The 14,417-nt window shown below is 51.0% G+C and carries 12 protein-coding genes and 2 pseudogenes; 8 read left to right on the top strand and 6 right to left on the bottom strand.

Translation table 11 applies throughout. From position 1 onward, the window contains the following. On the bottom strand, positions 1-242 hold a 242-nt coding region (locus tag BGK49_RS14875; RefSeq protein ID WP_001735704.1), incomplete at its 3' end, for an IS1 family transposase. Between the two features lie 56 nt (positions 243-298). Between BGK49_RS14875 and BGK49_RS14880 the strand changes: the two are divergent. Then, positions 299-742, top strand: a pseudogene (locus BGK49_RS14880) (L-fuculose-phosphate aldolase); the annotation flags it as partial. Positions 743-769: 27 nt separating this feature from the next. Beyond that, a pseudogene (fucO, locus tag BGK49_RS14885) lies at positions 770-1,907 on the top strand (lactaldehyde reductase). A gap of 104 nt (positions 1,908-2,011) precedes the next feature. On the opposite strand, the gene xni reads toward fucO, so the two are convergent. From xni to queF, 5 genes are all read right to left on the bottom strand, one after another. Next, positions 2,012-2,767 carry a flap endonuclease Xni gene (gene xni, locus BGK49_RS14890; protein WP_005043783.1) on the bottom strand — a complete coding sequence of 252 codons (756 nt, stop codon included), beginning with the start codon at positions 2,765-2,767 and terminating at the stop codon, positions 2,012-2,014. Between the two features lie 111 nt (positions 2,768-2,878). Further along, the gene (gene sdaB / locus BGK49_RS14895) at positions 2,879-4,246 is read right to left on the bottom strand and encodes an L-serine ammonia-lyase II (protein WP_000626404.1); all 1,368 of its coding nucleotides are present in this window, start codon (positions 4,244-4,246) and stop codon (positions 2,879-2,881) included. A 57-nt stretch (positions 4,247-4,303) separates the two neighbouring features. Then, complete coding sequence (sdaC, locus tag BGK49_RS14900) at positions 4,304-5,593, bottom strand: HAAAP family serine/threonine permease SdaC (RefSeq protein ID WP_000450481.1); 1,290 nt, start codon at positions 5,591-5,593, stop codon at positions 4,304-4,306. Between the two features lie 556 nt (positions 5,594-6,149). Further along, positions 6,150-7,514: a nucleotide 5'-monophosphate nucleosidase PpnN gene (gene ppnN / locus BGK49_RS14905; protein ID WP_000627995.1), complete on the bottom strand. Its 1,365-nt coding sequence runs from the start codon at positions 7,512-7,514 to the stop codon at positions 6,150-6,152. Between the two features lie 111 nt (positions 7,515-7,625). After that, on the bottom strand, positions 7,626-8,474 hold the full coding sequence (gene queF / locus BGK49_RS14910; RefSeq protein ID WP_000100420.1) for an NADPH-dependent 7-cyano-7-deazaguanine reductase QueF: 849 nt from the start codon (positions 8,472-8,474) through the stop codon (positions 7,626-7,628). A gap of 67 nt (positions 8,475-8,541) precedes the next feature. Here queF and syd point away from each other — a divergent pair, with 67 nt between their 5' ends. The 6 genes from syd (at position 8,542) to BGK49_RS14945 (ending at position 14,416) form a co-directional block, all read left to right on the top strand. Then, a complete protein-coding gene (gene syd, locus BGK49_RS14915; protein ID WP_000342435.1) occupies positions 8,542-9,087 on the top strand; it encodes a SecY-interacting protein in 546 nt (181 codons plus the stop codon). Positions 9,088-9,708: 621 nt separating this feature from the next. Continuing rightward, positions 9,709-10,038: a YqcC family protein gene (locus BGK49_RS14925; RefSeq protein ID WP_000206994.1), complete on the top strand. Its 330-nt coding sequence runs from the start codon at positions 9,709-9,711 to the stop codon at positions 10,036-10,038. Continuing rightward, positions 10,038-10,820: a tRNA pseudouridine(65) synthase TruC gene (gene truC, locus BGK49_RS14930; RefSeq protein WP_000890001.1), complete on the top strand. Its 783-nt coding sequence runs from the start codon at positions 10,038-10,040 to the stop codon at positions 10,818-10,820. The genes BGK49_RS14925 and truC overlap by 1 nt, the downstream gene beginning before the upstream one ends. 17 nt (positions 10,821-10,837) lie before the next feature. After that, complete coding sequence (locus BGK49_RS14935; RefSeq protein ID WP_000807753.1) at positions 10,838-11,287, top strand: flavodoxin; 450 nt, start codon at positions 10,838-10,840, stop codon at positions 11,285-11,287. A gap of 416 nt (positions 11,288-11,703) precedes the next feature. Beyond that, on the top strand, positions 11,704-13,074 hold the full coding sequence (gene gudP / locus BGK49_RS14940; protein WP_046891767.1) for a galactarate/glucarate/glycerate transporter GudP: 1,371 nt from the start codon (positions 11,704-11,706) through the stop codon (positions 13,072-13,074). 1 nt (position 13,075) lies between these two features. Further along, complete coding sequence (locus tag BGK49_RS14945) at positions 13,076-14,416, top strand: enolase C-terminal domain-like protein (RefSeq protein ID WP_000211792.1); 1,341 nt, start codon at positions 13,076-13,078, stop codon at positions 14,414-14,416. Position 14,417 lies beyond the last annotated feature (1 nt).

The following is a 14,417-nucleotide window of genomic DNA, read 5'->3' on the forward strand; positions in this document are numbered from 1 at the left end:
AAAACCGTGTTGAGGCCAACGCCCATAATGCGTGCACTGGCGCGACATCCGACGCCATTCATGGCCATATCAATGATTTTCTGGTGCGTACCGGGCTGAGAGGCGGTGTAAGTGAACTGTAGTTGCCATGTTTTACGGCAATGAGAGCAGAGATAGCGCTGATGTCCGGCAGTGCTTTTGCCGTTACGCACCACGCCTTCAGTAGCGGAGCAGGAAGGACATCTGATGGAAATGGAAGCCACGCAAGCACCTTAAAATCACCATCATACACTAAATCAGTAAGTTGGCAGCATTACCGCTCCCCTCAAGCGAATGGCGTTTCCATATGGCGGCCTATCAAAGCAGACCGGATGCCAACGCGGTTGTTCACAATCATGCCGTTCATTGCACAGCAGTTTCCATTCTTAACCGACCGATCCCCGCTATTCACTACATGATTGCGGCGGCAGGTGGTAATTCTATTCCTTGCGCGCCTTATGCGACCTTTGGAACACGCGAACTTTCTGAACATGTTGCGCTGGCTCTCAAAAATCGTAAGGCAACTTTGTTACAACATCATGGGCTTATCGCTTGTGAGGTGAATCTGGAAAAAGCGTTATGGCTGGCGCATGAAGTTGAAGTGCTGGCGCAACTTTACCTGACGACCCTGGCGATTACGGACCCGGTGCCAGTGCTGAGCGATGAAGAGATTGCCGTAGTGCTGGAGAAATTCAAAACCTATGGGTTACGGATTGAAGAGTAATTTCGTAAAGCAACAAGGAGAAGGATGATGGCTAACAGAATGATTCTGAACGAAACGGCATGGTTTGGTCGGGGTGCTGTTGGGGCTTTAACCGATGAGGTGAAACGCCGTGGTTATCAGAAGGCGCTGATCGTCACCGATAAAACGCTGGTGCAATGCGGCGTGGTGGCGAAAGTGACCGATAAGATGGATGCTGCAGGGCTGGCATGGGCGATTTACGACGGCGTAGTGCCCAACCCAACAATTACTGTCGTCAAAGAAGGGCTCGGTGTATTCCAGAATAGCGGCGCGGATTACCTGATCGCTATTGGTGGTGGTTCTCCACAGGATACTTGTAAAGCGATTGGCATTATCAGCAACAACCCGGAGTTTGCCGATGTGCGTAGCCTGGAAGGGCTTTCCCCGACCAATAAACCCAGTGTACCGATTCTGGCAATTCCTACCACAGCAGGTACTGCGGCAGAAGTGACCATTAACTACGTGATCACTGACGAAGAGAAACGGCGCAAGTTTGTTTGCGTTGATCCGCATGATATCCCGCAGGTGGCGTTTATTGACACTGACATGATGGATGGTATGCCTCCAGCGCTGAAAGCTGCGACGGGTGTCGATGCGCTCACTCATGCTATTGAGGGGTATATTACCCGTGGCGCGTGGGCGCTAACCGATGCACTGCACATTAAAGCGATTGAAATCATTGCTGGGGCGCTGCGAGGATCGGTTGCTGGTGATAAGGATGCCGGAGAAGAAATGGCGCTCGGGCAGTATGTTGCGGGTATGGGCTTCTCGAATGTTGGGTTAGGGTTGGTGCATGGTATGGCGCATCCACTGGGCGCGTTTTACAACACTCCACACGGTGTTGCGAACGCCATCCTGTTACCGCATGTCATGCGCTATAACGCTGACTTTACCGGTGAGAAGTACCGCGATATCGCGCGCGTTATGGGCGTGAAAGTGGCTGGAAGAGGCGCGTAATGCCGCTGTTGAAGCGGTGTTTGCTCTCAACCGTGATGTCGGTATTCCGCCACATTTGCGTGATGTTGGTGTACGCAAGGAAGACATTCCGGCACTGGCGCAGGCGGCACTGGATGATGTTTGTACCGGTGGCAACCCGCGTGAAGCAACGCTTGAGGATATTGTAGAGCTTTACCATACCGCCTGGTAAATGCGCTGATGTGATAATGCCGGATACGACGCTAGCCGCGTCTTATCCGGTATATAAGTGCATTAAATTCAATGTGTTGATAATCGTTTGCATCCGGCTCGCCGTTACCGTACCAACCGCAATTGCTGTAAATTGCCGTCGATATGCAAATCGGTTTGTAAGCGGGCAATATCGCGGCACAGAAACGCCATCTCTTTATGGGTTTCTAATTTTTTGCGCCACTTTTCGGCAACCGCATCCAGATTCTCATATATCCCTTCCAGACTCTGAAACTCGACCAGCAGCTGCGTGGCGCTTTTTGGTCCGATTCCCGCAACACCCGGTACCTTTGAACTGCTGATCCCCGCAAGTCCCCAGTAATCGGGCAACTGCTGCGGTTGAACGCCAAATTCTTTATCGATAAATGGCGCATCCAGCCAACGTTTCTGGAAGTAATCACGAATACGTAATGTCGGTGAAAGTAACTGACAGTAGCCTTTATCTGTCGAAACAATCGTTGCCTGATGCCCGGCCTGTGTCACTTTGACCGCCAGCGTGGCGGCTAAGTCATCGGCTTCGTTGCCGCTGGTTGACCAGCACGGGACGCCGCGTTGCTCAAAGGCGGCGCGTAATGCAGGCATCTCGTCGTGCAACTCTTCCGGCATTGGCGGTCGACCCGATTTGTAATCTGGTAAACGCTGATGACGCCAGCCGCTACTGCGGTTTTCATCATCAAAAACGGCGACCGCGTGGGTTGGCTGGCTGTGCATAATGAGCTGATCGAGCGCATGCTGGCAGGTTTCGACACAGGGCGATCCCTGAACGGCATGAATGCGACGAATAAGATTCAGTGCATCGACAATAAGCAAATGAACAGCCACGATAACCCCCTTAAAGATCAGGCGATAAGGGTAACATTCGATGCCGGAACAGGCTACGGCTGGATGAGAAATCGGGAAGAGGCCTCGCAAAACGAGGCCTCTGGAGAGCGATTAATCGCAGGCAACGATCTTCATTGCCAGGCCGCCGCGAGAGGTTTCGCGGTACTTGGCGTTCATATCTTTACCTGTTTCGTACATGGTTTCGATAACTTTATCGAGGCAGACGCGCGGCTCGCTGGTACGGCGTAGCGCCATACGTGCGGCGTTCACCGCTTTTACTGCCGCAATGGCGTTACGCTCGATGCATGGCACCTGGACCTGTCCGGCGACCGGGTCACACGTCAGACCGAGGTTGTGCTCCATGGCGATTTCCGCCGCGATGCACACCTGCGCCGGGCTTGCACCTAACAGTTCTGCCAGACCAGCCGCCGCCATTGAGCACGCCACACCAACTTCACCCTGGCAGCCGACTTCAGCACCAGAAATTGACGCGTTCATCTTATAAAGAGAACCAATGGCACTGGCTACCAGCAGGTAACGAGCCAGTGAGTTAGCGTTCACTTCGCGGATAAACTTGTCGTAGTACGCCAGCACTGCCGGGATAATCCCGCACGCACCGTTAGTCGGCGCAGTCACCACGCGTCCGCCAGCAGCGTTCTCTTCGTTCACTGCCAGTGCAAACATGTTGATCCAGTCAACAACCGCCATCGGGTCAGTGGTGGTTTTATCCTGGCTGACCAGCATCCGGCGTAGTGCCGCAGCACGGCGTGGAACGCGCAGTTTGCCAGGCAACACGCCTTCGGTGGAAATACCGCGCTCAATACCGCCACGCATGACTTCCCATACGTTCGCCAGGTGCTGTTCCAGCTCTTCTTTGCTGTGCAGCGCTAGCTCGTTTTTCATCATCAGGCCAGAGAGTGACAGCCCGGTTTCCTGACAATGTTTTTGCAGATCGGCTGCTGAACTGTACGGATAAGGAACTTCAACCGGTGCGCTATCCTGCTGGCCAAAATGCTCTTCATCAACGATAAAGCCACCGCCAATAGAGTAGTAAGTCTGGCTGTAAACGACTTTATCGCCCGCCAGCGCGGTAATGCGCATACCGTTTTCATGCAGAGAAAGGTTGTCGGCGTGGAAGTTCATGCACTGATCAACCGGGAACTCCACTTCATGCTGACCGTTTGCCAGCATCAGGCGACCATGAGTATTCACATCCTGAATAAAACCAGGGATGGAATCGATATCCACGGTATCCGGCAGGTTACCCGCCAGGCCCATAATAATGGCGATATCAGTGTGGTGGCCTTTACCGGTCAGAGAGAGCGAGCCGTACACGTCAACCACCACGCGGGTCACGTCTTTAAGCAGGTTACGGGCAATCAGATCGTCGGTAAATTGTTTACCCGCTTTCATTGGTCCAACGGTATGAGAACTGGAAGGGCCAATGCCGATTTTGAAAATATCGAATACGCTAATCATAGGAAATACATCGCGTTAAAACGGAGGAAGCGCCGCCCGAAAGCGGCGCGAAAGGACTTAGCTGAACAGAGAGTAGAAGATTGCGGAGATTGCAATCAGACCCATCACGACAACGAATACGTTGCTGATGTGACCGCTGTACTTACGCATTGCCGGTACTTTCTGAATTGCGTACATCGGCATCAGGAACAGGATCATCGCGATGATTGGACCGCCCAGGGTTTCAATCATACCCAGGATGCTCGGGTTCAGGGTAGCAACAATCCAGGTCGTTACCAGCATGAACAGCGCAGTGATACGGTTCAGCTTGTTGATTTCGATTGACTTACCTTTACCACGCAGAGATTTAATCACCATACCGTTGAAGCCTTCACGTGCGCCCAGGTAGTGGCCGAGGAAGGATTTGGTGATAGCGATAATCGCGATAATCGGAGCTATCCACGCGATAACCGGTGCGTTAAAGTGGTTAGCCAGGTAAGACAGAATCGAGATGTTCTGCTCTTTAGCCGCAGCCAGGTCTGCCGGAGTCAGGCTCAGTACACAGCTGAAGACGAAGAACATTACGGTCAGCACCATCATGATGTGTGCGAATGCCAGGATCTTCGAGCATTTCTGTTCTGCCATATCGCCGTACTCTTCACGCTTCGCAACGGCGAAAGAAGAGATGATCGGAGAGTGGTTGAACGAGAACACCATTACCGGAATTGCCAGCCACAGGGTCATCCACAGACCGTTTCCGGTTGCAGATGCAGTGTCCAGAGACAGCGTTTCCAGTGCTGCGCCGTTCCACTGCGGGATCAGGTACAGAGCCAGCAGCATCAATACGCCAACAAACGGGAACACCAGAATACTCATCGCTTTAACGATCATCTGCTCACCGAAGCGAACGATGGTCATCATACCCACGATCAGGATCAGCGACAGAATCACACGCGGCGGTGGCGTCATACCCAGCTGGTGAGACATGAAGCTTTCAACTGTATTGGTGATTGCCACGCTATAAACCAGCAGGATCGGGTAGATAGCGAAGAAGTAGAGCAGGGTAATCAGTTTACCTGCGCCAATACCAAAGTGTTCTTCTACAACCTCGGTGATGTCTTCGCCCGGGTTTTTACCAGACAGTACGAAGCGAGTCAGGCCGCGGTGAGCAAAAAACGTCATCGGGAACGCAAGGATAGCCATGATGATCAGCGGGATCATACCGCCAACACCGGCGTTGATTGGCAGGAACAGCACGCCCGCGCCGATTGCCGTGCCGTAAAGGCCCAGCATCCACATGGTGTCTGTCTTGCGCCAGGCACTACGAGAGTCTTTCGACGCAATCGTGCTGGTTTGAGTCGTTTCCATCTATTTCTCCTGGAGGAATGCAAATAATTCAGCTTTTAGCCAGTTCAGCCCGGGAAGGTGCCTGACCGTAAAAATGAAATCTGTCTATCGGCGATGGCTTAATCATTTACCGCCGTAATAATTTGAGGGCGGAAAGATACACACAAGTTATGTATCTATCAGTGATCTTGATCTCAAATACAATAATCTACTTGGAAGATAGATTATCCCAACGCTTTACTCTGTAAATCAAAAGTAAAAGAGAATTTAAGGGCAATATTTGCCCATTAAACGACATCTGACTTCTTCCGGGGCGCGCAATATATGTAGGTTGAACTGAAAAAATCAATACTTTTAGTTAATCATGGCGATAATTTCTTTTTCATAGCGATAAAATACGGTTTATGAAAATAGGGAAACGTTTGCGTTGCAACATAAATTGTATGACATATTAACTGTGATGATATTTGTCGCGTGAGGGTGGTAAGAAACATTCATATAACAAATGAAATGAGTTGATGAGTAAGTGACCAAAAACGAGAAAACCCGGCAACAAACGTCACCGGGGGAGGGGAGATTACGTGCAGATTTCGTAGCAAGGGATGTAGGCTGAGCCTGGCAACTTCATACGATGCTGGGCAACAAAACCCTGTAGCAGGTCGTCCATACGACGCATAATCTCTTTATCGCCGTTGATTTTGTAAGGACCAAACTCTTCAATGGCGCGAATACCGACTTCTTTTACGTTACCCGCCACAATACCGGAGAACGCACGGCGCAGGTCGGCAGCTAGCACTTCAACGGGTTGATCCGGGTAAAGCTTCAGATTAGCCATATTCTCGTGAGACGGCTCAAACGGCATTTGCAAATCTGGCGCAATGCGCATTGACCAGTTAAAGCTGTAGGCATCGCCTGTGTCGCGGCGATTTTCTTTCACCAGCGGCATCGATTTTTTCATCTGACGAGCGACTTCAGCGGCGTCATCAATGATGATGCGGTAATGGCGGCGCGCGTTTTCACCCAGCGTATGCACGACAAACTCGTCCAGTACGCGGAAGTAGTCGGCGCTCTCTTTCGGGCCGGTGAGGATCAATGGTAAAACCTGATCTTTGTTGGCCGGGTTCATTAAAATTCCCAGCAAATACAGCAACTCTTCTGCCGTACCCACACCGCCAGGGAAGATAATGATACCGTGAGCGATACGGACAAACGCTTCCAGACGTTTTTCGATATCTGGCATGATGATCAATTCGTTGACCAGCGGGTTAGGCGGTTCAGCGGCGATAATCGACGGCTCTGTCATACCAATAAAACGACTGTCTTTGTAACGCTGCTGCGCGTGTCCGACCGCAGCACCTTTCATCGGCGCTTCCATCGCTCCCGGACCACAGCCGGTGCAGATATTCAGCTCACGCAGGCCCAGCTGGTTTCCGACGCGACGGGCATACAAATACTCGTTTTCGTTAATTGAGTGACCGCCCCAGCAGACCACCATATTTGGCGCTTCACCCACATGCAGCGCGCGAGCGTTACGCAAGATGGAAAAGACCAGGTTAGTGATGTGGACGGAGTTGTCGAGATTCAGGTTGGGAAAACGAACGGTGTTATGGATTTGCCCGTAAACGAAGAGAATGTCACGCAGGACCGCGAACAAGTTGGCCTGCAAAGCGCGAATAATTCGCCCATCGACAAAAGCCTCTTCCGGGGGATTAATCAGTTCCAGCTTTACGCCGCGTTCACGGCGCAAGACGTTAATATCGAAATTTTCAAAACGAGACAGCAATTCTTTGCTGTTATCGGTCAAACTACCGGAGTTCAGTACGGCAAGTGAACAGTTGCGAAACAGTTGATAGAGGTCGCTGCTGGCGGTGCGTTTAAGCATATCCACTTCCAGCTGCGACAACATATCCATGGAGCCAAGCGGGCTAATATGTGTAATCAAGAAAAACTCCTTATGGGAAGAATATCGTCATTCCCTTTGATTACAATAGCCCTGCCTGATGACCTTTCACAACCTTCTGCGTGAATCCAGCACGCAAAATTGAGAAAAAATTTATTGCCGAACCAGTCTTGTGGTCGATGGGACAAAATCGCTATTACTGCGCCACGGGTTAATGTCCAGACCGCCACGACGGGTATAACGTGCGTAAACGCTCAATTTTTCTGGCTGGCAGAAGCGTAACAGGTCATTAAAGATGCGTTCCACGCACTGTTCGTGGAACTCGTTGTGATGACGGAATGAGACCAGGTAACGCAGCAGTTTTTCTCTGTCAATTTGGCGTCCACGATACTGAATTTGGATCGAACCCCAATCTGGTTGATGGGTGATCAGGCAGTTTGATTTCAGCAGGTGGCTGACAAGCGTCTCTTCCACTACTTTTTCACCACAGGTGGCATTCTCCAGATAGTCAGTAGTGAATTCATAGTTATCGATAGTGATATCCTGGTCATCAATGCAAGTGCCATTAAAATGACCTATCGGCTGGCCTTCCAGTTCATCAAGACGATATAACGCCACGCTAATCTTACCCTGAGCGCAAGTGCTTAAGTCGCGCTCCAGCGTCTGGCGCACCTCATCCCAGTTATTAAAACGCGTCTGGTTAAAACTGTTGAGATAGAGCTTAAAACTCTTCGACTCAATCAGATTTACGCTGGTGTAATCAAGTTCAACATGACCGACAGCGACCTGCGGCAAACCTTTCGCATTCAGCCAGGAAAGTTCATACAGCGTCCAGATATCCGTACCGTGAAAAGGCAGGTTATCCGCTTTCAGACCCAGCGGGTCGCGATTCAGGCTACGTGGAACGCCTTGCAGTAGGCTGGCGTCATAGGTATCCCGGTAATCGGTTGATTTTCCAAGAGTCAGGCCCGCAAGTGCCTGATGGTTTGCATAAGAAGACATGTTTCACCGTCATAAACCAGATAAACTAAACGACAAGTGTATCTGGTTTAAGTGAAGAGAGAAATTAGTGGACGATTTGACCGCACAAGCCCTGAAAGATTTTACTGCACGCTACTGCGATGCGTGGCATGAAGAGCATAAAAGCTGGCCGTTAAGTGAGGAACTGTACGGTGTTCCTTCACCGTGCATTATTTCAACTACCGAAGATGCCGTATACTGGCAACCCCAGCCGTTTACCGGGGAACAAAATGTAAACGCGGTTGAACGCGCTTTTGATATTGTGATACAACCCACAATTCATACCTTTTATACGACTCAGTTTGCCGGGGATATGCACGCGCAGTTTGGCTATATCAAACTGACATTGCTGCAAACCTGGAGTGAAGACGACTTCCGTCGGGTGCAGGAAAATCTGATTGGTCATCTGGTGACTCAGAAAAGGCTAAAACTGCCGCCCACGCTATTTATCGCGACGCTGGAAGAAGAGTTAGAGGTCATCTCGGTGTGTAATCTCTCCGGTGAAGTGTGCAAAGAGACGCTGGGAACACGTAAACGGACGCATTTAGCCTCAAATCTTGCGGAATTCCTTAATCAACTTAAGCCTCTTCTGTAATCCAAATACCCCATCTGGTTGTGAGAGATCTCTTACAGACTCTGTAGGAGATCGCCAGGAAATAAGCGAATACTTAAAAAGATAAGAATCGTTATTTTCATTTAAAATCAAAATGTTGATTGTTAATTCTTAACTTTCATATGAAATTTTCCTTAAGGCATTGTCTGTAAGCGCCTTGTAAGACTTCGCGAAAAAGACGATTCTATCTTCGTCGACAGGGAGTCAGACAACGAAGTGAACATCAGGATGATGACACTTCTGCAGGACACACCAGGATGGTGTTTCAGGGAAAGGCTTCTGGATGAAGCGAAGAGGATGACGCAGGACGCGTTAAAGGACACCTCCAGGATGGAGAATGAGAACCGGTCAGGATGATTCGGCTGGTCAGGAAGGCCAAGGACACTTCAGGATGAAGTATCACATCGGGGTGGTGTGAGCAGGAAGCAATAGTTCAGGATGAACGATTGGCCGCAAGGCCAGAGGAAAAGTTGTCAAGGATGAGCAGGGAGCAACAAAAGTAGCTGGAATGCTGCGAAACGAACCGGGAGCGCTGTGAATACAGTGCTCCCTTTTTTTATTCCTGCTATCCTTCGCGGCAGTTTTTCTTATTGAGGTTGCTTTATGACCACTCATGACCGCGTTCGTCTCCAGTTGCAGGCGCTTGAAGCGTTACTGCGTGAACATCAGCACTGGCGAAACGATGAACCCCAGCCGCATCAATTTAATAGTACCCAACCGTTCTTTATGGACACCATGGAACCACTGGAGTGGTTGCAGTGGGTGCTGATCCCGCGAATGCACGATTTGTTAAATAACAACCAGCCGTTACCGGGCGCTTTTGCTGTTGCACCCTATTATGAAATGGCGCTGGCGACGGACCATCCGCAACACGCGCTTATTCTGGCTGAGTTGGAAAAACTGGATGCTCTTTTTGCGGATGATGCGAGCTAATGCTGGAAATACTCTATCAGGATGAATGGCTGGTTGCGGTAAATAAACCCTCCGGCTGGCTGGTTCACCGTAGCTGGCTGGATCGCGACGAGAAAGTAGTGGTCATGCAAACCGTGCGTGACCAGATAGGACAGCATGTTTTTACTGCTCATCGTCTGGACCGACCCACTTCTGGTGTGTTGTTGATGGGATTATCCAGCGAGGCCGGACGGCTGCTGGCACAACAGTTTGAACAGCACCAAATCCAGAAACGTTACCATGCGATTGTGCGCGGCTGGTTGATGGAAGAAGCGGTGCTGGATTATCCACTGGTGGAAGAACTGGACAAAATCGCTGATAAATTTGCCCGCGAAGATAAAGGCCCGCAGCCAGCAGTGACGCATTATCGCGGTCTGGCGACCGTAGAAATGCCGGTAGCGACCGGACGTTACCCGACCACGCGCTACGGCCTGGTGGAACTGGAGCCGAAAACCGGACGCAAACATCAGCTTCGCCGACATCTTGCCCATTTGCGTCATCCGATTATTGGCGATAGCAAACATGGCGATTTACGCCAGAATCGCAGCGGTGCTGAGCATTTTGGCCTCCAGCGGTTAATGCTACATGCCAGTCAGTTGTCATTGACGCATCCTTTTACTGGCGAGCCGCTGACTATTCACGCGGGCCTGGACGACACCTGGATGCAGGCGTTATCACAATTTGGCTGGCGCGGTCTGCTTCCTGAAAATGAAAGGGTTGAGTTCAGTGCGCCATCGGGTCAGGATGGAGAGATAAGTTCCTAATCCAGGGAGAAAACGGTATGGCGGAAATTGGTATTTTTGTCGGCACCATGTACGGAAATTCGCTGTTAGTGGCGGAAGAAGCAGAAGCAATTCTGACCGCACAGGGCCACAAAGCAACGGTATTTGAAGATCCTGAATTAAGCGACTGGCTGCCTTATCAGGATAAGTATGTTCTGGTGGTTACGTCCACGACCGGGCAGGGCGACCTTCCTGATAGCATTGTGCCGCTCTTTCAGGGAATCAAAGATAGTCTGGGCTTCCAGCCGAATCTGCGTTATGGCGTGATTGCGCTCGGCGACAGCAGTTATGTAAATTTCTGCAATGGCGGCAAACAGTTCGATGCCTTGTTGCAGGAACAGAGCGCTCAGCGGGTTGGCGAAATGCTGTTGATTGACGCCAGTGAGAACCCGGAACCGGAAACGGAATCAAATCCGTGGGTCGAACAGTGGGGCACGCTGTTGTCCTGATATGTTCAGCGAGCGGTAAATGTCGTTTTAGCGGTGCTGAATCGAATCTTTTCAGGCAAATGCCAGTAAAAACTGCTTCATAGCGCGGATTTTTACTGGCGTTTGCCTGGAGTCAAGCGATCCATTTCATACTCTTCTTTATTTCTTCGTTTTAACCCTTCCTTTCTTGTTCTTGTTTTCATTTCCGTGAAGTGGATTCCACCGTCCAGGGCTAATGCCAAAATCGGGCCTCATTGAACGCATTAATGTTGTGTTGTTGCACGGTGAGCCGCTATGGCGCGCTTTTTATACTGCTATTGCCAGATATAAACACGCGCCGTATTCGGCGAACGACCTATAAAAACGGCAAAAAACACCCTACGTCACCTCTGATTTCCTGGCTATGTCGCAGTCCAGAGTGAGCGTGGCTAACGCGAATTTTCAGGAGTGCAACAACGAGTTCTTTAAGTCAGGCTGCGAGCAGTGTGGAAAAACGCACGAATGCTCGTTACTGGATAGTGGTGATGTTGTTTATCGTCACATCCTTCAACTACGGCGACCGCGCTACGCTTTCTATTGCCGGTTCGGAAATGGCCAAAGATATCGGCCTTGATCCCGTGGGAATGGGCTATGTGTTCTCTGCCTTCTCATGGGCTTATGTTATCGGGCAGATCCCTGGTGGTTGGTTGCTGGATCGTTTTGGTTCAAAACGCGTCTACTTCTGGTCGATCTTTATCTGGTCGATGTTTACCTTGCTGCAAGGCTTCGTCGATATCTTTAGTGGATTCGGCATTATCGTTGCCCTGTTTACTCTGCGCTTCCTGGTCGGGCTTGCTGAAGCGCCATCTTTCCCCGGCAACAGTCGCATTGTTGCGGCCTGGTTTCCGGCGCAGGAAAGGGGAACGGCGGTGTCGATTTTTAACTCCGCTCAATACTTCGCAACGGTGATCTTCGCGCCGATTATGGGCTGGCTGACGCATGAAGTGGGCTGGTCACACGTCTTCTTCTTTATGGGCAGTCTGGGGATTGTCATCAGCTTTATCTGGTTGAAAGTCATCCACGAGCCAAATCAACATCCGGGGGTAAATCAGAAAGAGCTGGAGTACATCGCCGCGGGTGGCGCGCTGATCAATATGGATCAGCAAAACACCAAAGTTAAAGTGCCGTTCAGCGTGAAGTGGGGGCAGATCAAACAACTGCTCGGGTCACGGATGATGATCGGCGTTTATATCGGTCAGTACTGTATCAACGCCCTGACTTACTTTTTCATTACCTGGTTTCCGGTTTATCTGGTGCAGGCGCGTGGGATGTCGATTCTGAAAGCGGGCTTTGTGGCTTCCGTTCCGGCGGTTTGCGGTTTTATCGGCGGTGTGCTGGGTGGGATTATTTCCGACTGGCTGATGCGCCGCACGGGATCGCTGAACATTGCGCGTAAAACACCGATCGTAATGGGCATGTTGCTGTCGATGGTGATGGTGTTCTGCAACTACGTCAACGTTGAGTGGATGATCATCGGCTTTATGGCGCTGGCCTTCTTCGGTAAGGGCATCGGGGCGCTGGGTTGGGCAGTAATGGCAGATACCGCGCCAAAAGAGATCAGCGGTCTTTCCGGTGGCCTGTTCAACATGTTCGGTAACATTTCTGGCATCGTCACGCCAATCGCAATTGGTTATATCGTTGGCACGACTGGCTCCTTTAATGGGGCGCTGATTTATGTTGGTGTTCATGCCTTAATCGCGGTACTGAGCTACCTGGTGCTGGTGGGCGATATCAAGCGTATCGAGCTGAAACCTGTCGCGGGACAATAAGATGACGACACAATCCAGTCCTGTTATTACTGATATGAAAGTCATTCCGGTCGCCGGGCACGATAGCATGTTGCTTAATATTGGTGGGGCACATAACGCATATTTCACCCGCAATATTGTGGTACTCACCGATAACGCCGGGCATACCGGCATTGGTGAAGCGCCGGGCGGAGAGGTGATTTATCAAACACAGGTCGATGCTATTCCGATGGTTCTGGGCCAGGAAGTTGCGCGCCTGAATAAAGTGGTTCAGCAGGTGCATAAAGGTAATCAGGCAGCCGATTTTGATACCTTCGGCAAAGGTGCCTGGACTTTTGAATTGCGCGTTAATGCCGTGGCGGCGCTGGAAGCCGCCTTGCTTGACCTGCTAGGTAAGGCGCTGAATGTTCCGGTCTGCGAACTGTTGGGGCCAGGCAAGCAACGCGAGACTATTACCGTCCTCGGTTATCTGTTTTATATCGGTGATCGGACCAAAACCGATCTTCCTTATCTGGAAAATACGCCGGGCAACCATGAGTGGTATCAGTTGCGCCATCAGAAAGCGATGAACAGCGAAGCCGTTGTGCGTCTGGCGGAAGCCTCACAGGATCGCTATGGCTTTAAAGATTTCAAACTTAAGGGCGGGGTGTTACCTGGCGAGCAAGAAATCGACACTGTTCGTGCATTGAAGAAACGCTTCCCTGATGCGCGGATTACCGTTGATCCCAACGGTGCCTGGCTACTTGATGAAGCCATTTCTCTATGCAAAGGGCTGAATGATGTTCTTACCTATGCCGAAGATCCATGCGGCGCAGAACAGGGTTTCTCCGGTCGTGAAGTTATGGCGGAGTTTCGGCGGGCGACCGGCTTGCCCGTCGCGACTAACATGATCGCCACCAACTGGCGCGAAATGGGTCATGCGGTGATGCTCAATGCGGTAGATATTCCACTTGCCGATCCGCACTTCTGGACGCTTTCCGGTGCAGTCCGTGTGGCGCAGCTTTGCGACGACTGGGGGCTGACCTGGGGCTGCCATTCTAATAACCATTTCGATATCTCTCTGGCGATGTTTACCCATGTGGGCGCGGCGGTACCGGGTAATCCTACCGCTATCGATACCCACTGGATTTGGCAGGAGGGCGATTGTCGCCTGACCAAAAATCCGCTGGAGATTAAAAACGGAAAAATTGCCGTTCCTGATGCGCCCGGTCTGGGCGTGGAACTGGACTGGGAACAGGTACAAAAGGCACATGAGGCCTATAAACGTCTGCCTGGCGGTGCGCGTAACGACGCAGGTCCGATGCAGTACCTGATCCCCGGCTGGACCTTTGACCGTAAACGTCCCGTTTTCGGCCGTCATTGAT

Origin of the sequence: Shigella sp. FC1544 (assembly GCF_001722145.1) — a bacterium.
In the GTDB taxonomy this organism is placed as follows: domain Bacteria; phylum Pseudomonadota; class Gammaproteobacteria; order Enterobacterales; family Enterobacteriaceae; genus Escherichia; species Escherichia coli.